The 18,530-nt window shown below is 69.1% G+C and carries 19 protein-coding genes; 14 read left to right on the top strand and 5 right to left on the bottom strand.

Features of this window, described 5'->3' with window-relative positions:
* The first annotated feature begins 6 nt into the window (after positions 1-6).
* The 6 genes from J7U46_RS15505 to J7U46_RS15530 are packed head-to-tail and all read left to right on the top strand — an operon-like array spanning position 7 to position 6,482.
* Positions 7-1,482, top strand: a complete 1,476-nt coding sequence (locus J7U46_RS15505; protein ID WP_282827386.1) for an ABC transporter substrate-binding protein — start codon at positions 7-9, stop codon at positions 1,480-1,482.
* 9 nt (positions 1,483-1,491) lie between these two features.
* On the top strand, positions 1,492-2,868 hold the full coding sequence (locus tag J7U46_RS15510) for an amidase (protein WP_282827388.1): 1,377 nt from the start codon (positions 1,492-1,494) through the stop codon (positions 2,866-2,868).
* A complete protein-coding gene (locus J7U46_RS15515; protein ID WP_282827390.1) occupies positions 2,865-3,389 on the top strand; it encodes a GNAT family N-acetyltransferase in 525 nt (174 codons plus the stop codon). The genes J7U46_RS15510 and J7U46_RS15515 overlap by 4 nt, the downstream gene beginning before the upstream one ends.
* Positions 3,386-4,018, top strand: a complete 633-nt coding sequence (locus J7U46_RS15520; RefSeq protein WP_282827392.1) for a glutathione S-transferase — start codon at positions 3,386-3,388, stop codon at positions 4,016-4,018. Before J7U46_RS15515 ends, J7U46_RS15520 begins: the two co-directional genes overlap by 4 nt.
* Positions 4,019-4,031: 13 nt before the next feature.
* A complete protein-coding gene (locus tag J7U46_RS15525; RefSeq protein ID WP_282827394.1) occupies positions 4,032-4,586 on the top strand; it encodes a response regulator in 555 nt (184 codons plus the stop codon).
* A 42-nt stretch (positions 4,587-4,628) separates the two neighbouring features.
* A complete protein-coding gene (locus J7U46_RS15530; RefSeq protein WP_282827396.1) occupies positions 4,629-6,482 on the top strand; it encodes a serine/threonine-protein kinase in 1,854 nt (617 codons plus the stop codon).
* Positions 6,483-6,561: 79 nt separating this feature from the next.
* Here the strand turns inward: J7U46_RS15530 and J7U46_RS15535 are convergent, their stop codons facing one another.
* Positions 6,562-7,209, bottom strand: a complete 648-nt coding sequence (locus J7U46_RS15535) for a glutathione S-transferase family protein (RefSeq protein ID WP_282827398.1) — start codon at positions 7,207-7,209, stop codon at positions 6,562-6,564.
* A 142-nt stretch (positions 7,210-7,351) separates the two neighbouring features.
* On the opposite strand from J7U46_RS15535, the gene J7U46_RS15540 reads away from it, so the two are divergent.
* Together J7U46_RS15540 and J7U46_RS15545 are read left to right on the top strand one after the other, a co-directional pair.
* Positions 7,352-7,972 carry a DUF6515 family protein gene (locus tag J7U46_RS15540; RefSeq protein WP_282827400.1) on the top strand — a complete coding sequence of 207 codons (621 nt, stop codon included), beginning with the start codon at positions 7,352-7,354 and terminating at the stop codon, positions 7,970-7,972.
* Positions 7,973-8,093: 121 nt separating this feature from the next.
* Positions 8,094-8,546, top strand: a complete 453-nt coding sequence (locus J7U46_RS15545; protein ID WP_282827401.1) for a hypothetical protein — start codon at positions 8,094-8,096, stop codon at positions 8,544-8,546.
* 16 nt (positions 8,547-8,562) lie between these two features.
* Here J7U46_RS15545 and J7U46_RS15550 read toward each other — a convergent pair whose 3' ends face one another.
* From J7U46_RS15550 to J7U46_RS15565, 4 genes are all read right to left on the bottom strand, one after another.
* The gene (locus J7U46_RS15550; protein WP_282827403.1) at positions 8,563-9,069 is read right to left on the bottom strand and encodes a RidA family protein; all 507 of its coding nucleotides are present in this window, start codon (positions 9,067-9,069) and stop codon (positions 8,563-8,565) included.
* Entirely contained in the window at positions 9,066-9,473 is a 408-nt protein-coding gene (locus tag J7U46_RS15555) for a cytochrome c (protein WP_282827405.1), read from the bottom strand. Before J7U46_RS15555 ends, J7U46_RS15550 begins: the two co-directional genes overlap by 4 nt.
* Entirely contained in the window at positions 9,470-11,065 is a 1,596-nt protein-coding gene (locus J7U46_RS15560; RefSeq protein WP_282827407.1) for a flavin monoamine oxidase family protein, read from the bottom strand. Before J7U46_RS15560 ends, J7U46_RS15555 begins: the two co-directional genes overlap by 4 nt.
* Positions 11,066-11,136: 71 nt before the next feature.
* On the bottom strand, positions 11,137-12,114 hold the full coding sequence (locus J7U46_RS15565; RefSeq protein WP_282827409.1) for an XdhC family protein: 978 nt from the start codon (positions 12,112-12,114) through the stop codon (positions 11,137-11,139).
* 188 nt (positions 12,115-12,302) lie between these two features.
* On the opposite strand from J7U46_RS15565, the gene J7U46_RS15570 reads away from it, so the two are divergent.
* Genes J7U46_RS15570 through J7U46_RS15595 form a run of 6 tightly spaced genes read left to right on the top strand, consistent with a single transcriptional unit; the run spans position 12,303 to position 18,528 of the window.
* A complete protein-coding gene (locus J7U46_RS15570; RefSeq protein WP_282827411.1) occupies positions 12,303-12,773 on the top strand; it encodes a (2Fe-2S)-binding protein in 471 nt (156 codons plus the stop codon).
* A gap of 10 nt (positions 12,774-12,783) precedes the next feature.
* Complete coding sequence (locus J7U46_RS15575; RefSeq protein ID WP_282827413.1) at positions 12,784-15,138, top strand: xanthine dehydrogenase family protein molybdopterin-binding subunit; 2,355 nt, start codon at positions 12,784-12,786, stop codon at positions 15,136-15,138.
* 10 nt (positions 15,139-15,148) lie between these two features.
* The gene (locus J7U46_RS15580; protein WP_282827415.1) at positions 15,149-15,937 is read left to right on the top strand and encodes a xanthine dehydrogenase family protein subunit M; all 789 of its coding nucleotides are present in this window, start codon (positions 15,149-15,151) and stop codon (positions 15,935-15,937) included.
* Positions 15,934-16,818: a MoxR family ATPase gene (locus J7U46_RS15585; RefSeq protein ID WP_282827417.1), complete on the top strand. Its 885-nt coding sequence runs from the start codon at positions 15,934-15,936 to the stop codon at positions 16,816-16,818. The genes J7U46_RS15580 and J7U46_RS15585 overlap by 4 nt, the downstream gene beginning before the upstream one ends.
* Positions 16,811-17,986: a VWA domain-containing protein gene (locus tag J7U46_RS15590; RefSeq protein ID WP_282827418.1), complete on the top strand. Its 1,176-nt coding sequence runs from the start codon at positions 16,811-16,813 to the stop codon at positions 17,984-17,986. The genes J7U46_RS15585 and J7U46_RS15590 overlap by 8 nt, the downstream gene beginning before the upstream one ends.
* Positions 17,977-18,528 carry a carbon monoxide dehydrogenase subunit G gene (locus tag J7U46_RS15595; RefSeq protein ID WP_282827420.1) on the top strand — a complete coding sequence of 184 codons (552 nt, stop codon included), beginning with the start codon at positions 17,977-17,979 and terminating at the stop codon, positions 18,526-18,528. Before J7U46_RS15590 ends, J7U46_RS15595 begins: the two co-directional genes overlap by 10 nt.
* Positions 18,529-18,530 lie beyond the last annotated feature (2 nt).

Consider the following 18,530-nt stretch of genomic DNA (forward strand, 5'->3'; position numbering starts at 1 on the left):
TGCCCCATGCCTGCAATCACCCGCCGCGCCTTGCTCCTGACGGGCCTCGCCGCTCCGCTGCCGCTGCTGGCCCAGCGCGGCCGCGATGCCCTGGTGATGGGCATGACACTGGAGCCGCCCGGCCTCGACCCGACGGCCGGCGCCGCCTCCGCGATTGCCGAGATCGTGCTCTACAACGTCCTGGAGACGCTGACCAAGATTGGCAGCGACGGCCAGGTGCGGGCGCTGCTGGCCGAGAGTTGGAGCATCTCTAGCGATCAGAAGAGCTACACGTTCAAGCTGCGGCGCGGCCTCAAGTTCCACAACGGCGAGCCCTTCAATGCGGCGGCCGTGAAGTTCTCGTTCGAGCGGGCGGCGGCTGAGGCCAGCAGCAACAAGGACAAGCGCTTGTTCGCCGGCTTCGCCAGCGTCACGGCCCCCGACGAAGGCACGGTGCAGATCCTGCTCAAGAGCCCCGAGCCCGACCTGCTCTTCCTGCTCGGCCAGGCCAGCGCCTGCATCGTCGAGCCCAAGAGCGCGGCGGGCAATGCGCAGACGCCGGTGGGCACCGGGCCCTACCGCTTCGAGGCCTGGTCGCGCGGCGCCTCGCTCACGCTCGTGGCCTGGCCGGGCTACCGAGTGCCGGTGGCGATCAAACGCGTGCAGTTCCGCTTCATCAGCGAGCCGGCGGCGCAGGTCGCGGCCCTGCTGGCCGGCGATGTGGACGCCTTCCCGCGCGTGGCGGTGGCGCGCAGCCTCGCGCAGTTCAAGGCCGATGCGCGCTTCCAGGTCATCACCAGCGGCTCGCGGGCCAAGACCCTGATCGCGATCAACCACCAGCGCAAGCCCCTCGGCGACCTGCGCGTGCGCCGCGCGCTGGCCGCCGCCATCGACCGCAAGGCCGTGATCGCGGCAGCGGCCGACGGTTTCGGCGTGCCCATAGGCAGCCACTACGTGCCCGGCGCGCCCGGCTATGTGGATACGACGGCGATCAACCCCTACGACCCGGCCCGCGCCCGCGCGCTCCTGAAGGAAGCCGGTGTGAACGGCCTGAACCTCACGATGAAGCTGCCGCCCGTGCCTTACGCGCGCCAGGGCGGCGAGCTGATCAAGGCCCAGCTGGCCCAGGTCGGCGTGAACCTGAAGCTGGAGAACATCGAATGGGCGCAGTGGATGGCGGGCGTCTACGGCCAGCGCAACTACGACCTCACGCTGATCTCGCATGTGGAGCCGCTGGACCTCGGGAACTACGCCAAGCCGGCCTACTACTGGGGCTACCAGAACCCCGAGTTCAACAAGCTCTACGAACGCCTGCGTGAAGCCCCCAAGGAGGCAGAACGGCTGCAGCTGCTCGGCGACGCGCAGCGCCTGCTGGCCCAGGACGCGGCCGCCGTCTACCTGTACCAGCCGCAATGGCTGACCGTGGCCAAGAAGGGCCTGCAAGGCCTGTGGGCCGACATGCCGATCTTCGCCAACGACCTCGCCACCCTGAGCTGGAAATGACGAGCACCCATGCATGACTTGAGCGCCACCGAGCTGCTGGCACGCTACCGCGACGGCAGCCTTTCGCCGGTCGAGGTGGTGCGGGCCACCATCGCCCACATCGAGCGCTGGGAGCCTCGGCTCCATGCCTTCTACCGCTTCGAGCCCGAGGCGGCGCTGGCCAGCGCGCGCGAGTCCGAAGCCCGCTGGCGACGCGGCGAGGCGCTGGCGCTTGATGGCGTGCCGCTGACGCTGAAGGAGAACATCGCCACCGCCGGCTGCGCGCTGCCGCTGGGCACGGCGGCCCTGGCCGATGCCCCGCCCGCCACGGCCGACGCGCCACCGGCCGCGCGGCTGCGTGAAGCCGGCGCCGTGCTGCTGGGCAAGACCACGATGCCGGACTACGGCATGCTGAGTTCCGGCCTGTCGAGCCTGCACCCGGCCGCGCGCAACCCCTGGGACTTGAGCAAGACGCCCGGCGGCAGCAGCGCCGGCGCCGGTGCGGCCGCAGCAGCCAGCTATGGCCCCTTGCATCTGGGCACCGATATCGGCGGCTCGCTGCGCCTGCCAGCGTCGTGGTGCGGCATCTACACGCTGAAACCCAGCCTCGGCCGCATCCCCATCCAGCCGCCCTACGCCGGCCGGGTGGCCGGGCCGATGACCCGCACCGTGGCCGATGCGGCGCTGATGATGGGGCCGCTCTCCCGCCCGGACTGGCGCGACGGCATGAGCCTGCCGACGCAGAACATCGCCTGGCAAAGCCCGCCACTGGCGCCGCGCGGCCTGCGCATCGGCTTGCTGATGGACGCCGGCTGGGGCCTGCCGGTCGACCCGGAGGTGCGCGCTGCCGTCGAGGCTGCCGCCCGCGCCTTCGAGCAGGCCGGCGCCCTCGTCGAACCGCTCGCGCCCTTCTCAAACCGCGCCATGATCGATGGCCTGGACCGCTTCTGGCGCATGCGCTCCTGGCTGGACATCTCGGCCCTCGCGCCGGAGCGCCGGGCCCGCGTCCTGCCCTATATCCGCGACTGGGTGTCCAACGGCGAGCACTGCACGGCGGCCGAGCTGTTCCAGGGCTACAGCCAGATGGCGGCGCTGCGCGATGCGGCCATCGCGGCCTGCCAGCCGTTTGACTGCGTGCTCTCGCCGGTGGCACCGGTCGTGGCCTTCGATGCCGAGCTCGCGAGCCCCTTGCATGACCCTGCGCGGCCCTTCGAGCACATCGCCTTCACCGTGCCCTTCAACTTCAGCGAGCAGCCGGCGGCGTCCATCAACTGCGGCCACACGAAGAGCGGCCTGCCGATAGGCCTGCAGATCATCGGCCAACGGCATGACGACCTGGGCGTGCTGCGGTTGTCCGCCGCCTATGAGGCGCTGCGCGGGCCGCAGCCAGCCTGGCCGGTGCCATGAGCATCGCCCTGCCGTTGCTGGGCGAGCGCGTGCAGCTGCGCCGCCTGGCGGAAACCGACCTCGCCGACTTCCAGGCCTACCGCCGCGATGTCGAGGTGGCGCGCTACCAGGGCTGGGAGCCGCGCAGCGACGACTGGGCACTCGCCTTCCTGCGGGAGATGGCGGCCGCCCCCTTGCTGGAAGCCGGCCAGTGGTGCCAGCTGGGCATTGCCGAGCGCCAAAGCAATCGCCTGATCGGCGACATCGGCCTGTGCCGGCATGCCGAGGCCGTGGAGATCGGTTTCAGCCTGGCCCGGCCGTCGCAAGGCCTGGGCCTGGCCTTCGAGGCGATGCAACTGCTGATCGACGAGGCCCTGGCGCCGCACCCGGTGATTGCCATCACTGATGCCCGCAATGTGGCCTGCCTGCGACTGTTGGGCCGCCTGGGCCTGCAGCAGGTGGCCACGGAGCGGGCAATGTTCCGGGGACAACCCTGCCTGGAGCACAAATACCGCCTGGAGCGTGCAACACTGCGGCTATGAGCACTCTCACCCTTTTTGGCACCCAGGGCTCCGGCTCGGCCGCCATCGAGGCGGCGCTGACGCTGGCGGGCCTGCCCTTCGAGCAGGTGGAGGCCTCGTCCTGGCAGCCGGGGCCAGGTCTTGAGGCCTTGTCGCGGGTCAACCCGCTGCAGCAGATCCCTACTCTGGTGCTGGACGACGGCACGGTGCTGACCGAGAGCGCGGCCATGCTGATCGAACTGGGCCTGCGCCACCCGGGCTCCGGCCTGCTGCCGAGCGAACCCGCCGCCCGTGCCCGGGCGATACGCGGCCTGGTCTTCGTGGCGGCCAATTGCTATGCCGCCATCAGCATCATCGACTACCCCGGCCGCTGGTGCCAGAACGCCGACGAAGACGACATCACCCGCATCCGCGCCGGCTCGCGTGACCGGCTGCACCGCCACTGGTCGCTGTTCGCCGAGCAGTTCGGTTCCAATTTCATGGCCGGTGGCCGCCCCGGCGCGCTGGAGCTGCTGGCCACCGTGGTTTCCAAATGGTCGGGCAGCCGGCCGCACCTGCAGCAGGCCCGGCCCGAGTTCCATGCCCTGCTGCTGACGGTGGAGCAGCACCCGGCGGTGGCAGGCATCTTTGCCCGCCACTGGCCGGCTTGAGGAGAAAGCAAGCATGTTTGCAGAATTGCAGGACGCACTGGGCAACTACCTGCTGCCGTTCCTGATCGCGGTGCCGCTGGCCATCGTGGTCATCCTGGTCAGCCTGCGCAAGGGTGACGACAGCCTGGTCGAACGCCCGCCGCGCGTCGAACCCCTGGCACCACCGCCGGCCCCGGCCGTGCCCCAGACCCGCTCGCCGGCCGCCGTGCTGGTGGTGGACGACTCCACCGTGGCCCGCACCAAGCTCGTCAAGCTCTTCAACGAGGCCGGCTACCTGGTGGCCTCGGCCAAGGACGGCGTCGAGGCGCTGGAGGTGCTGGGCCGCCAGAAGGTCGATGTGCTGATCACCGACCTGGAAATGCCCAACAAGGACGGCTTCGAGCTGATCGCCGATGTGAAGGGCAGCCTCGCCACCGAAGACCTGCCCATCATCGCCATCACCGGCCATGAGGAGCTGCAGACCCGGGTGCACGAGGTGCAGGGCCTGTTCGGCATCTTCAAGAAACCCTGGAACGACCGTGAATTGCTGAAGCGCGTCGAGGCCCTCGCCTCGCTGCGCAAGGCTTGACGGGGTCCTGCTGAGTTAACCTGGAGCACCGTCAGGAGTTACATGACCGCCGCTTCAGACGATCGCAGCCAGATCCCGGGCAACTCGGCCGAGGACGACTTCAACGCCCTGCCGGCCGGCACGCGCTTCGGCGAACTCGAGATCCTGCGCACGCTGGGCGTGGGCGGCTTCGGCATCGTCTACCTGGCGCAGGACCATGCGCTGGAGCGCCTGGTGGCGATCAAGGAATACATGCCCGGCCAACTGGCCAAGCGCAGCGAGGGCTCGCATGTCTCGGTGCGCTCGGGTTCGCTGACCGAGACCTTCGACCTCGGCCGGCGCAGCTTCGTGAATGAAGCCAGGCTGCTGGCCCGCTTCGACCACCGCTCGCTGCTGAAGGTCTACCGCTTCTGGGAAGCGAACGGCACGGCCTACATGGTCATGCCCTACCTGCAAGGCCAGACGCTGAAGCAGGCGCGCCAGCAGATGGTGGAGCCGCCCAGCGAAGCCTGGATCCTGCGGCGCCTGCTGCCGCTGCTGGACGGCCTGGCCATCCTGCATGCCGAGCAGGTCTACCACCGTGACATCGCGCCCGACAACGTGCTGCTGCCGCTGGAAGAGGCCGATCCCATCCTCCTGGACTTCGGCGCCGCGCGGCGCGCCATCAGCGACAAGACGCAGAGCTTCACCGCCATCCTCAAGCCCAGCTACGCACCGATCGAGCAGTACGCCGAGGCCGCCTCGCTGCGCCAGGGGCCCTGGACCGATGTCTATGCGCTCGGCGCCGTGCTGCACTACCTGGTGATGGGCCACACGCCGCCACCGTCCACCACGCGCACGGTGGCCGACGAATACCAGCCGCTGGCAGAGCGCGGCCTGGCCGGCTACTCCGAGCATTTCCTGGCGGCCATCGACTGGTCGCTGGGCGTGCGGCCGCAGGACCGGCCGCAGAGCATGCGCGAGTTCCGTGCGGCGCTGCTGGGTGAGATCAAGCCGCCCGAATCGACCGCCCACTTCGACCCCGAGCGCACCATCATTGCGCCGCGGGGCGCGCAGGCCTACGAGAGCACGCAGTTGCTCGGCGGCCTGGGGCCCACGACGCTGGACACGACGCAGGTGACGGGCCCGGCCGCGCCGCCACCGCCGGCCTCTCCGCCTCCCGCCCCCCCCGAGCAAGCGGCCCCGCCGCCGCCCGTGGCGGCGCCACGCGAGCCGGTGGCCGCTCAGCCCCTGCCGTCGGCCGACCTGATTGATGGCCGTCGCCCGGGCCGCAGCCTGATGGGCCTGGTGCTGGGGCTGGCGCTGCTGGTGGGCGCAGGCGGATGGCTGATCTGGGGGCGCGACAAGGGCCAGTCCCCGCCACAGGACGCGGCCTCCGCACCGCTGCTGCAGGCGGCAGCTTCCAGTGGCTCCGCTCCGGCTGCGGCACCAGCCAGCGAACCGCTGCCTGGCAAGGCGACAACGCCGGCCTCGGTGGCCACCAGCCCGGCCGCATCTGCCCCGGCTCCGCAGGTTTCGGCATCACGCACGGTCGAGGCCCGCACCAGCTTCCCCTCGGGCCAGAGGCAGGAGCCCGCGTCCAAGCCTGCGATCAAGGACAAGCCGGGCCCTATCCCCAGTCTGCCTCGCCAGGATCCCAGCCTCGTCCAGCAACCGGTGGTGGCAACCCACACCGTCAGCACCGCCTCGGCGCCTGCCTCGCAGCCCGAACCCCGACCCGTCGAAGTGGCCGCCGCTCCGCAAGACCCCCGCGCCGCCTGTTCCAAGCGCCGCAGCAGCTTCGTACCCGATTCGCTGAACCTGCCCTACATGGAATGCCTGGAGCGCAGCTGCAAGAAGGCGGAATTCCAGGCGCACGGCGAATGCACCAAGATCCGCGAGATGGTTGAAAAGCGGGACGGTCGTATCGACCGTTGAGCTTTCGCCGCAGGCAGAAGCACGACGGTTGTAGAGACCGTTGAGTTTCCGCCGCAGGCAAAAGCGAGCCGCTACACCCTCAGACCCAGGGCTGCGGCAACTGCTCGGTCGCGATGGCCTGAGCCACCGCCGGCCGGGCCAGCATGCGCTCCAGGTAGGGGCCGATGTGCGGCAGGCTGCGTGCGGGCCGCGCGAAATTGCGGGTCCAGCGGCACAGCATGAAGGCGAACGGGTCCGCCGCCGTGTAGTGCTCGCCCAGGAGCCAGGGTCCGCCGCTCTTGGCCAACTGCGCATCCAGCTGGTCCAGCAAGGGGCCGAGGCGGCGCTCGGCCGAGGCCTTCACCTGGGCCACGCCGGCATCATTGCCTTCATCGACCCAGCGCTCGGGGTAGTAGTAGCCGATCAAGAGCGGCTGCACGCTGTTGGTGAGCCAGACCAGCCATTTGTAGAACTCGGCCCGCTCGGGCGTGCCCAGGGCCGGCGCGAGCTGCGCCGCCGGATGCGTGTCGGCCAGGTGCAGCAGGATGGCGGCCGTCTCGTACAGCACCAGCTCGCCGTCTTCCAGCACCGGGATCAGGCCGTTCGGATTGAGCTTCAGGTACTCGGGCGACTTGTGAGCGCCGACATTGCGGTCCACCAGCACCCGCTGGTAGGGGACTTGCAGCTCTTCCAGCAGCACATGGGGAGCGAAACTGGCGTTGCTGGGGTAGTAGTGCAGCTTGATCATCAAGGCGTCTCCGGGGCCGGGGAGCCGCATCATCGCAGAGCCCCCAAGAAATCTTTACCCGCCAGCAAAGCGCGCGGGGTGAACGGGGGCGATGCTGAGGACGTTGTCAACGCCACCACTGCTACTGCCTCAAGAGTCAGCCATGAAGATTGCCCTCATCCCTGCCTTGGTCGCCACCACCTTGTTCACCGCCCTGGCCACCGGTCCCGCCCTCGCCGACCGCCATGGCCCGGACGGCCGCATGGTCTACGACACCCGCTACCACCACGACCACTACTACCCAGCCGCCGGTTGGGTGGCGCCCGCCCTGCCGCGCGGTGCCGTGGTCGTGCATGGCGGCCCCAGACCCTACTACTTCCACGGCGGCGTCTGGTACCGGCCGGACGGCCCGCGCTTCCGTGTCGTGCTGCCGCCGCTGGGCCTCGTCGTGCCCATCCTGCCCTGGGCCTATGTGACGCTGCAGATCGGCGGCCTGCCGTACTTCTATGCCAACGGCGTCTATTACCAGCACGCACCCAGCGGCTATGTGGTGGTGGCTCCGCCGGCCAATGCTGAGTCCGCCCAGCCGGTGCAGAACGTGCCGCCTGGCAAGCCCGAGCCCATCATCTACCCCCGCAACGGCCAGAGCGCCCAGCAGCAGGAAGCCGACCGCCAGGAGTGCAACCGCTGGGCCACCAGCCAGCCCTCGGCCATGGCCGACGGCTCGGTGTTCCAGCGCGCGGTCGAGGCCTGCATGGATGGGCGCGGCTACACGATGAAGTAGCGCTGTTCAAGCGGGGGTGCCGGCCGTCATGCCGGCTGCACGCCTGAATGAAATTGTTACGGCCGGTGCACCGCCACCGGCCTGTCTGCGTTGGCTGCGGACTGCCCACCGGAGCCCCGTCATGAAGCTGCTGCCTCGCACCCTGATCGTCTCGGCCCTGCTCGTCGCCCACGGCCTCGCGGCCGCCGGCCCTCGCTACTACGAACCGCCGCGCCACCACCATCATCACCACCACCTGGGCCTCGGTGGCGCCCTGCTGGGCCTGGCCATCGCCGTGCCGCTGATCGCCATCGCCAGCCACGCGGACCGCAGCCCCGACGTGGTCTATGTGCCGCCGCCGGCACCGCTGCCGCCGGCACCGGCCCCTGTGGTCGTCTACCAGCAGCCCAGCCAATCCGGCCGGGCCGAACCCATCATCTACCCACGCAACGGCCAGAGCCCTGAGCAACTGGAGTTCGACCGCCGGGAATGCAACCGCTGGGCCACGACCCAGCAAGAGGCCATGCGGGACGCCAGCGTCTTCAACCGCGCCGTGGACGCCTGCATGGATGGCCGGGGTTACACCTTGAAGTAAGCGGGGCGCGCTGGATTCAGCGCACTGCCATCACTTCAATCTCGACCAGCCAGCCCGGCGCCACCAAGCCCGCCACCTGCATCACCGAGCGGGTGGGCAAATTGGGCTGGGCAGCCGTGCCGAAGAACTCGCGGTAGCCGGCCATGAAGCCGTCGAAGTCCATCTTGCCGGCCTTGGCCGGGTCGCCGACCAGGAAGACCTGCATCTTCACCACATCAGCCATCGTGAGCCCCAGCCCCTTGAGCGAACGCTCGATGGATTTGAGCGTGCCCACGGTCTGGGTGCGGGTGTCACCGTAAGCCGCGAGCGAGCCCTTCTCGGCCTTGTCGTCCGCCACCGGCGGCACGGCACCGCTGAGCAGCACCAGGGTCTTGCCGGGCGGGATCTCGATGGCGGCAGCAATCGGGAAATCGGAATTCGGAATCTTGTGGCGGATTACGCCGGTCGGCGCTTGCGCTTGTGTGGCCGCGGAGACCAGCAGCAGGCCGGCGAGGCACAGCATCTTCTTCATCAACACACTCATGGGAAAGGCTCCTGTCGGGGCATCTGGGATCGCATGGCAGCGACGTCGGTGGGCTTCAAGAGCAGCGAGCCGGCCGGGCCGAAGCGCTGCACCGCATGGTTGGCGATGGTGAGCACCTGCTCGTCGTCCAGCTGCCAGGCAAAGCCGGGCATGCCCTTGTTGCCGCGCATCACCATCATCAGCACGTATTGGGCGGAGGCCAGCCGCGCATTGCCCTTGAGCGCCGGATAGGCGCCGGCACCGCGCGCGCCCTGGCCCTCGGCCATGTGGCAGCCGGCGCAGATCGAGGCGAACAGCGCCGGCCCGCTGCGCTGCTGGAACTGCCAGCCCTGCGACAGCGTGGCCGGCGTGTCGGCGGCCAGGGCGGGCCCGGCCAGCAGGCTCAGCAGCAGCAACCGTTTCATGCGCCCACCGCCTTCGTGTGCAACTGCGTGATCGCATGGCGGGCCGACAGCACGGCGCCCTCCTGCCAGGCGGTCAAGAGCGAGGCATGCTCACCGGCGAGCACGATGCGGCCATCCATCTTCAGCATGGCCGGATAGTGGCGCTCGCGAGTCTCCTCGGTCCACCAGCCGAAGCAGCCCAGCGTGAACGGCGAGCGGTGCCAGGCCACGGCCATGCCGTTCTCGAATTCGGCCGGGTACTGCGGATGGATCTGCGCGCCGAGGCGCAGCGTCTGCTTGATGCGCTGCTCGGGCGACATGGCCGCGAACTCGTAGGCATTGGTGCCGAAGGTGTAGGCGCCCAGCAGCACGCCCTTCTTGCCGTGGAAGCCGTAGTTCGGATAGCCGATCTGCATGATGGGCAGGTCGGTGAGGCTGATGCCGCCGTAGATGGCCTCGTCCTCTTCCCAGAAGCGGCGCTTGAACTGCAGGCCCACCTTGGTGGCGGCGAAATAGGGCACGGCCTGGATGGCGTTGCGCAGCGCTTCGCCGACGCGGATCTCCAGCTGCGAAAGTATCGACAGCGGCAAGGTGCAGACGCACCACTGGGCGCTGGCCGTGTGCATCTGGCCGGGATGGTTCAGGTCTTCGTAGCGGGCCGTCACGCCGCGCTCGTCCTGGCTGATCTCGGTGACGCGGGCGCGGTAGCGGATCTTCGGGCCCACGGCCTTGGCCAGGGCCTTGGGGATCGCATCCATGCCGCCGACCGGCTGGAACAGCGGCGTCTGGTATTCGAAATCACGGCTCTCGTTCATGCGGGCCCAGAACTCGGGATCCAGCATCTCGTGCAGGCTGCGCGGCGCCTCGTGGTTCTTCACCATATGCAGGCCGTCGTCCTGCGCCGGCTCGGTGCCGCGCCGCTTGCTGGCCTGCCAGCCGCCGCGATAGCGCATCTCGTTGTCCAGCGCCCCGGTGTTGCGCAGGGCGCCGAGCAGGCGTTCGCGGTCCTCGTCGCTCAGCGGTTCGTCGAGCTTGCGCTGCTGCACCACCTTGGCCAGCAGCTCGGCCACATCGCCCTGGAAATCCGCCTGGACCTTGCGCCAGCGCTGCGGCTGGCCACCGAACGAGCGCGTGCTGTGCACATAGGCGTTGTGATTGACCTGGATGAAGGGCTCGAGCGGCACGCCCAGCTGCTTGCAATAGGAGAGCACGCCGTGGTGATGAAAGGGCAGTCGCCAGGGACCGGGGTTCAGGTAATGGCCCTTGTCGAACTGGCAATGCTGCGTGGCACCGCCGAGCTCGGTGTAGCGATCACCGCCGCGCAGCGTCCAGCTGCGGCCGCCGGGGCGGTCGTTGTACTCCAGCAGCTGCACCTGGTAGCCGGCACGCTGCAGTTCCAGCGCCGACACGAGGCCAGCCACGCCCGCCCCTATCACCAACACGGTCGCGCCCTTGGGCGCCGGCCCGAGCAAAAACTCGGGCTTGGCGGGCGAGGCCTCGGCCAGGCCAAGGAAGGACATGGCGGCATAGACGCCTGCGCCACCGCCGCGCCGACCCATGGCATGCAGCCATTGGCGGCGGGTCAGTCCAGAACTACGCGATGCGCTGCTCATGGCCGGAGACCATAGCAGGCAGCGCCGCCGCCGCACAGAGGGGGCGGACCCTTCCCTAGTTGCGCTTCAGCTCAGATCTCGCAGCCGGCCTCGGCGCCGCTGCCCTGGGCGCCATAGCGCTCGGCCGTCAGCTGGGCCAGGATGGAGACGGCGATCTCCGGCGGCGTGCGCGCACCGATGGCGAGGCCCACCGGGCCATGCAGCCGGTCCAGCTCGGCCTCACTGAGCCCGAAATGCTCGGCGAGGCGCGCCCGCCGCTTGCCCTGGTTCACGCGCGAGCCTATGGCGCCCACGTAGAAGGCCGGGCTCTTCAGGGCCTCCATCAGGGCCAGATCGTCGAGCTTGGGGTCGTGGGTCAGCGCCACGATGGCGCTGTGCGCATCGGGCCGGAACTCCTGCACCACGTCGTCGGGCATGCCGCGCAGCAGCCGCGTGCCGGAGACGGCCCACTCCTCCGCATACTCCTCGCGCGGGTCGCAGACCAGCACCTGGTAATCGAGCGCCAGCGCCATGCCGGCCAGGTATTGGGTCAGCTGACCGGCGCCGATGATCAGCAGCCGCCAGCGCGGGCCATGGTTGCTGATCAGCTGGGTATCGGTCAGGCGCAGCAGGTCGGCGCCATGCTCGTCGAACAGCATCACCGTGCCGCTGGCACGATCCAGCTCGCGGCGCACGCGCTGGCCCGCATCGAGCTTGGCGAGCAAGGCCTCGCAGGCGGAGTGATCGCCCACCGGCTCCAGCAGCAGCTCCAGCGTGCCGCCACAGGGCAGGCCGAAGCGCGTGGCCTCCTCGGCGCCCACGCCGTAGCGCACCAGCTCGGGCGTGGTCAGCGTCAGCGCGCCGGCGCGGATGCGGGAGATCAGGTCGTCCTCGATACAGCCGCCCGAGACCGAGCCGGCAATCGCGCCGTCGTCCCGCACCGCCACCCAGGAGCCCAGCGGCCTCGGCGCCGATCCCCAGGTGCGGGTGATCGTGCCCAGCACCACACGGCGCCCTTCGGCGCGCCAATGCACCAGCTGGCGCAAGACATTCAGGTCGACGTTGTCCATCGGCCGGCATTCTGTCTGCTTGGCGCCTTCTCTGCCAGGCGCGCCGCACCGACCCAGGTGCTGCCGCGCACATGGATGCATATCCAGCAGGGTTTGCGTCAGCTTCGCAGCAGCTGCAGTGCCACCGAGGATAGGAATCAGACAGCCCGGCACGACGCTGACCAGGGCTGCAACCAGGAGACACCACCATGGGCATTCCCATCACGCTCAAAGTCAATGGGCAGACGGTTTCGCGCGAGGTCGCGCCGGAGCAGCTGCTGGTCCAGTTCATCCGCGAGGACCTGGCCCTGACCGGCACCCACGTGGGCTGCGACACCAGCCAGTGCGGCGCCTGCACCATCCACCTGAACGGCCGCGCGGTGAAGGCCTGCGCCATGCTGGCGGTGCAGGCCAGTGGTGCCGAGATCACCACCATCGAAGGCCTGGCCGCCGAAGACGGCACGCTGCATCCGATGCAGGCCGCCTTCAAGGAATGCCATGGCCTGCAATGCGGCTTCTGCACGCCGGGCATGGTGATGAGCGCCGTGGACTTGGTGAAGCACCACAAGTGCGACACCGAGGCCGAGATCCGCGCCGGGCTGGAGGGCAACCTCTGCCGCTGCACCGGCTACCAGAACATCGTGCGCGCGGTGCAGGCCGCCGTGCCGGCCATGAAGTGAGGAGCCTGCCATGAATGCACCCCAAGCTGGATTCATAGGCCAATCGGTCCGCCGCCGCGAAGACGCGCGCTTCCTCACCGGCCGTGGCCAGTACACCGACGACATCGTCCTGCCACGCCAGACCTATGGCTTCTTCCTGCGCAGCCCCTATGCCCATGCGCGCATCAAGACCCTCGATGCCACGGCCGCCAAGGCCGCGCCGGGCGTGCTGGGCGTGTTCACGGGCGAGCACTTCAAGGCGGTCGGCGGCCTGCCCTGCGGCTGGCTGATCAACAGCCTCGATGGCTCACCGATGAAGGAGCCCAAGCACCCGATCCTGGCCGACGGCAAGGTGAGATTCGTCGGCGATGCTGTGGCCCTGGTCGTGGCAGAAACCTACGCACAGGCGAAAGCGGCGGCGCTGCTGATCGATGTCGATTACGAGGAGCTGCCCACCGTCGTCGACTGCGCCGCTGCCAAGTTGCTGCCAGGCACCGTGCATGACGATGCGCCCGATAACGTCTGCTACACCTGGGGCTGCGGCGACAAGGCCGCGACCGATGCCGCCATGGCTGCTGCCGCTCATGTGACGCGTCTTGAGTTTCGCAACAACCGCTTGATCCCGAACGCCATCGAGCCGCGTGCCGCCAACGCTGCCTACAACCCCAGCGACGACAGCTACACGCTTTATGTGGCCAACCAGAACCCGCATGTCGAGCGGCTGCTGATGTGCGCCTTCGTGCTGGGCATCCCCGAGCACAAGCTGCGCGTGGTGGCACCCGACGTGGGCGGCGGCTTCGGCTCCAAGATCTTCTTGTACGGCGAAGAGACCGCCCTGGTCTGGGCCAGCAAGCAGATCAAGCGCCCGATCAAATGGACGGCCGAGCGCAGCGAAAGCTTCCTCGCCGACGCCCATGGCCGCGACCACGCGACCGTGGCCGAGCTGGGCCTGGATGCGCAAGGCAAGTTCCTCGCGATGCGGGTGACCACCACGGCCAACCTCGGCGCCTACCTCAGCACCTTCGCCTCCAGCGTGCCGACCATCCTCTACGCCACGCTCCTGGCTGGCCAGTACACGACGCCGAAGATCTATGCCGAGGTCACCGGCGTGTTCACCAACACCGCGCCGGTCGACGCCTACCGCGGCGCCGGCCGGCCCGAGGCCACCTATGTGGTGGAACGCCTGGTGGAGACGGCAGCCCATGAGCTGAAGATCGACCCGGCCGAGCTGCGCCGGCGCAACTTCATCCGCGAGTTCCCCTATGCCACGCCGGTGGGCCTGACCTATGACACCGGCGACTACGACGCCACCCTGAAGCGCGTCATCGAGATCGCCGACGTGGCCGGCTTCGGCGCCCGCAAGGCCGCGAGCGAAGCCAAGGGCCTGAAGCGCGGCTTGGGCTACTCGACCTACATCGAGGCCTGCGGCCTGGCGCCGTCCAACATCGCCGGCGCGCTGGGTGCACGGGCCGGCCTGTTCGAGGCCGGCGAGGTGCGCGTGCACCCCACCGGCAAGGTCACGATCTTCACCGGCTCGCATTCGCACGGCCAGGGCCACGAGACCACCTTCGCGCAAGTGGTGGCCGACAAGCTGGGCATCCCGCTTGACGACGTGAGCATCGAGCATGGCGACACCGGCAAGGTCTTGTTCGGCATGGGCACCTATGGCAGTCGCTCGCTGTCGGTCGGCGGCACGGCCATCGTCAAGGCTGTGGACAAGGTGATCGCCAAGGGCAAGAAGATCGCTGCCCACCTGCTGGAGGCGGCCGACACCGACATCGAATTCGAGAACGGCGTGTTCAAGGTCGCCGGCACCGACAAGAGCGTGCCCTTCGCCTCGGTCTCGCTGACCGCCTATGTGCCGCACAACTACCCGCTCGACAAGCTGGAGCCCGGCCTCAACGAGAACGCCTTCTACGACCCGACCAACTTCACCTATCCGGCCGGCAGCTATGTCTGCGAGGTGGAGGTCGATCCGCAGACCGGGGTGGTGCGCGTGGATCGATTCAGCGCGGTGGACGATTTCGGCAACATCGTCAATCCGATGATCGTCGAGGGCCAGGTCCAGGGCGGCATCGCCCAGGGCCTCGGCCAGGCGCTCCTGGAGCACGGCATCTACGACACCGAGAGCGGCCAGCTCTTGACCGGCAGCTACATGGACTACGCGATGCCCCGCGCCGATGACCTGCCGAGCTTCAATATCGAGACGGCCAAGGGCACGCCCTGCACCCACAACCCGCTCGGCGTGAAAGGCTGCGGCGAGGCCGGCGCCATCGGCTCGCCGCCGGCGGTGATCAATGCGATCTGCCATGCGCTCGGTATCAAGGACATCGCCATGCCGGCGACGCCGCACACGGTCTGGCAAGCCATCCAAGCAAACCGTTGAGGAGAACGCGATGAGCTTCACCTACCAACAAGCGGCCTCGCTGGCCGATGCGGCCCGCGCCGCCGCTGGCGCAGACGCCAAGATCATTGCTGGCGGCCAGTCCCTGCTCGGCGCGATCAAGCTCGGGCTCGCAGCGCCGGAGTCGCTGGTCGATCTGTCCAGCCTGGCCGAGCTGCGCGGCGTGCGCCTGGAGGCCGGCAAGATCCTCATCGGCGCGATGACGACACATGCCGAAGTGGCGGCCTCGCCCGAGGTGCAGCGCGCCATCCCGGCCCTGGCCGAGCTGGCCGGCAACATCGGCGACCGCCAGGTGCGCAACCGCGGCACGCTCGGCGGCAGCCTGGCCAACAACGACCCCGCCGCCTGCTATCCGGCGGCCGTGTTGAGCCTCGGCGCCACCATCAGCACCGACCGGCGCAGCATCGCGGCCGATGCCTTCTTTACCGGCCTCTACGAGACCGCGCTGCAGCCGGGCGAGATCATCACCTCGGTCAGCTTCCCGGTGCCGGACAAGGCCGGCTGGCAGAAGTTCAAGCAGCCGGCCTCGCGCTTCTCCATTGTGGGCGTCTTCGTGTCGCGCACCGACACCGGCGTGCGCGTGGCCGTGACAGGTGCCGGGCCCTGCGTGTTCCGTGCCACCAAGCTCGAGGCTGCCCTGGCCCAGAGCTGGAGCTCGGCGGCGGCGCAGCAGGTGAGCATCAGCGCCGCCGGCCTCAACACCGACCTGCATGGCTCGGCCGAGTACCGCGCCGCGCTGATCCCGGTGCTGGCCGGGCGGGCCGTCGCGGCGGCCGGATGAGCGGCTTGCCGGCAAGCATCGACGACACGGCGGCGCAGCTGCTCGCGCAGGGCTATGTGGCCCAGCGCGAGTTGGCCACCGCCGCCTTCCTGGCGCTGCGCCTGCAGCGGCCGCTGTTCCTGGAGGGTGAGCCTGGCACCGGCAAGACCGAGATCGCCAAGGCGCTGGCGGCCATGCTCGGCCGGCCCTTGATCCGGCTGCAATGCTTCGAGGGCCTGGACATGGCCGCAGCCGCCTACGAATGGAACTACGCGCGGCAGATGCTGGAGATCAAGACCTCCGACGGCAAGCTCTCGGCAGATGACCTGTTCTCCCGCCGCTTCCTGATACCTCGCGCGCTGTTGCAGGCGCTGGAACAGCCCGGTCCGCCGGTGCTCCTGATCGATGAACTGGACCGCGCCGACGAGCCCTTCGAGGCTTTTCTGCTCGAGGTGCTGAGCGAGTTCCAGATCACCATTCCCGAACTCGGCACGATCAAGGCGGCCGAGCCGCCCATCGTCATCATCACCAGCAACCGCACACGCGAGATTCACGATGCGGTCAAGCGCCGCTGCCTCTATCACTGGGTGGATTTTCCCGATGCGGCACGCGAGCTCGCGATCCTGCGCCAGCGCGTGCCGGGTGCGCCCGAGGCGCTGGCCCGGCAGGTCGTGGCTTTCATCCAGGGCCTCCGGCTGCTCGATCTCTACAAGCTGCCCGGCGTGGCCGAGACCATCGAGTGGTCGCGCGCCCTGCTCGAGCTGAACGCCGTGGTGCTGGACCCCGAGACGGTGCAGCAGACCCTGGGCGTGCTGCTCAAGTACCAGGACGACATCGCACGGGTGCAGGGCTCGGAGGCGGCGCGATTGCTGGAACAGGTGCGGATGCAGCTCCATGGCTGACCGTCTTGCAGAGAACGTCGTCCACTTCGCCCGCGTGCTGCGCACTGCCGGCCTGCCGGTCGGCAGCGACCGCATCCAGCTGGCGCTGCAAGCCTTGCAGGTCGCAGGCCTCGAATCCCGCCGCGACTTCAAGGCCACGCTCGCGGCCTGCCTGGTGGCCCGGGCCGAGCACCGCGCGCTGTTCGAGCAGGCGTTTCACATCTTCTGGCGTGGTCCCGACCTGCTGGGCCGGGTGATGGCCATGCTGCTGCCTCAGGCCCATGCCCAGGCCGGCATGCCGCCGCCGCCCGAGAATCGGCGCCTGGCCGATGCATTGTTCCCGCAACAGCCAGCGTCCAACAACGACGAGGCCCCCGAGCCCATCGAGCTCGATGCTGCCTTGAGCTGGAGCCAGCGCGAGGTGCTTCGCCAGCGCGACTTCGAGACCATGACGGCCGCCGAGTGGAATCAGGCCAAGCAGACGGTGAAGCATCTGCGCCCCCTCTTCGAGACCCGGCCGACACGCCGCCACCAGCGCGCGGCACAAGGCCGCATCGATTGGCGCGCCACGCTGCGCGCCGAGCCTCGCGGCGGGTTGCTGCCCCGTCGCATGAGGCCCGGCGAGCGCATCGCGCCGCTGCTGGTGCTGGCCGACATCTCCGGCTCGATGAGCCGCTACTCACGCATGCTGCTGCACCTGGCCCATGGCCTCAGCAACCCCGCCGAACGCCGCCACGCGCCGCGCGTGCACAGCTTCGTGTTCGGCACGCGGCTCACGCCGGTGACGCGGCTCTTGAAGCAGCGCGACCCGGACCTTGCCGTGGCGGCGATCTCGCGTCGGGTGGAGGACTGGTCGGGTGGCACGCGCATCAGCGCCTGCCTGCATGAGTTCAACAAGCGGTGGGCCCGCCGCGTGCTCTCCAGCGAGACCACCGTGCTGCTGATCACCGACGGCCTGGAGCAAGGTGCCGAGGACGACCCGCAATGCGAGCGCCTCGCCTTCGAGGCGCGGCGGCTGCGCCTGTCCTGCCGGCGCCTCTTGTGGCTCAACCCGCTGCTGCGCTACGAGGGCTTCGAGCCGCGCGCCGCCGGCATCAAGGCCTTGCTGCCCGAGGTGACGGCACATCTGAAGGCCCACAATCTGTCCAGCCTAGAAGAACTTTGCGAGCGACTGTCCACATGCAATTGACCGGCGAAGAAAACCTGCCCGTGTCCCAGGCCCAGGCCTGGGAGGCGCTGAACGACGTGGAGATGCTCAAGCGCTCCATCACCGGCTGCGAGTCGCTGACCCTGGTCGGCGAGCAGGAGTACGAGGCCGTGCTGGCCGTCTCCATCGGCCCAGTGAAGGCCAAGTTCAGGGGCCGGCTGAAGCTTACGGACCTGAAACCGCCCAGCAGCTACCAGATCGCCTTCGAAGGCCAGGGCGGCGCGGCCGGCCATGGCAAGGGCGAGGCCAAGGTCTGGCTCGAAACCCTGGGCCCGGCCGAGACGCAGCTTCACTACAGCGTGGTGGCGAGCGTGGGCGGCAAGATCGCGCAAATCGGCTCGCGCCTCGTCGACATGGCGGCGCAGAAGATGGCAGCCGATTTCTTTGCCGCCTTCAATGCCGCGCTGCGGGATCGCTATGCGGTCGCGCCGCCACCGCCCCCCGAGCCGATGAAGCCGCTGGGCCGGCGCCTCCTCGACTGGTACCTCGGCTGGCTCGGGCGAATCTTCACCGGCAAGGTCTGACG

Origin of the sequence: Pelomonas sp. V22 (assembly GCF_030014915.1) — a bacterium.
Taxonomy (GTDB): Bacteria; Pseudomonadota; Gammaproteobacteria; order Burkholderiales; family Burkholderiaceae_C; genus JAUASW01.

What these genes read in the sequence shown, in the direction of transcription:
- J7U46_RS15505 (WP_282827386.1), top strand. Translation starts at nt 7, where the DNA reads ATGCCTGCAATCACCCGCCGCGCCTTGCTCCTGACGGGCCTCGCCGCT.
- J7U46_RS15510 (WP_282827388.1), top strand. Translation starts at nt 1,492, where the DNA reads ATGCATGACTTGAGCGCCACCGAGCTGCTGGCACGCTACCGCGACGGC.
- J7U46_RS15515 (WP_282827390.1), top strand. Translation starts at nt 2,865, where the DNA reads ATGAGCATCGCCCTGCCGTTGCTGGGCGAGCGCGTGCAGCTGCGCCGC.
- J7U46_RS15520 (WP_282827392.1), top strand. Translation starts at nt 3,386, where the DNA reads ATGAGCACTCTCACCCTTTTTGGCACCCAGGGCTCCGGCTCGGCCGCC.
- J7U46_RS15525 (WP_282827394.1), top strand. Translation starts at nt 4,032, where the DNA reads ATGTTTGCAGAATTGCAGGACGCACTGGGCAACTACCTGCTGCCGTTC.
- J7U46_RS15530 (WP_282827396.1), top strand. Translation starts at nt 4,629, where the DNA reads ATGACCGCCGCTTCAGACGATCGCAGCCAGATCCCGGGCAACTCGGCC.
- J7U46_RS15535 (WP_282827398.1), bottom strand. Translation starts at nt 7,209, where the DNA reads ATGATCAAGCTGCACTACTACCCCAGCAACGCCAGTTTCGCTCCCCAT.
- J7U46_RS15540 (WP_282827400.1), top strand. Translation starts at nt 7,352, where the DNA reads ATGAAGATTGCCCTCATCCCTGCCTTGGTCGCCACCACCTTGTTCACC.
- J7U46_RS15545 (WP_282827401.1), top strand. Translation starts at nt 8,094, where the DNA reads ATGAAGCTGCTGCCTCGCACCCTGATCGTCTCGGCCCTGCTCGTCGCC.
- J7U46_RS15550 (WP_282827403.1), bottom strand. Translation starts at nt 9,069, where the DNA reads ATGAGTGTGTTGATGAAGAAGATGCTGTGCCTCGCCGGCCTGCTGCTG.
- J7U46_RS15555 (WP_282827405.1), bottom strand. Translation starts at nt 9,473, where the DNA reads ATGAAACGGTTGCTGCTGCTGAGCCTGCTGGCCGGGCCCGCCCTGGCC.
- J7U46_RS15560 (WP_282827407.1), bottom strand. Translation starts at nt 11,065, where the DNA reads ATGAGCAGCGCATCGCGTAGTTCTGGACTGACCCGCCGCCAATGGCTG.
- J7U46_RS15565 (WP_282827409.1), bottom strand. Translation starts at nt 12,114, where the DNA reads ATGGACAACGTCGACCTGAATGTCTTGCGCCAGCTGGTGCATTGGCGC.
- J7U46_RS15570 (WP_282827411.1), top strand. Translation starts at nt 12,303, where the DNA reads ATGGGCATTCCCATCACGCTCAAAGTCAATGGGCAGACGGTTTCGCGC.
- J7U46_RS15575 (WP_282827413.1), top strand. Translation starts at nt 12,784, where the DNA reads ATGAATGCACCCCAAGCTGGATTCATAGGCCAATCGGTCCGCCGCCGC.
- J7U46_RS15580 (WP_282827415.1), top strand. Translation starts at nt 15,149, where the DNA reads ATGAGCTTCACCTACCAACAAGCGGCCTCGCTGGCCGATGCGGCCCGC.
- J7U46_RS15585 (WP_282827417.1), top strand. Translation starts at nt 15,934, where the DNA reads ATGAGCGGCTTGCCGGCAAGCATCGACGACACGGCGGCGCAGCTGCTC.
- J7U46_RS15590 (WP_282827418.1), top strand. Translation starts at nt 16,811, where the DNA reads ATGGCTGACCGTCTTGCAGAGAACGTCGTCCACTTCGCCCGCGTGCTG.
- J7U46_RS15595 (WP_282827420.1), top strand. Translation starts at nt 17,977, where the DNA reads ATGCAATTGACCGGCGAAGAAAACCTGCCCGTGTCCCAGGCCCAGGCC.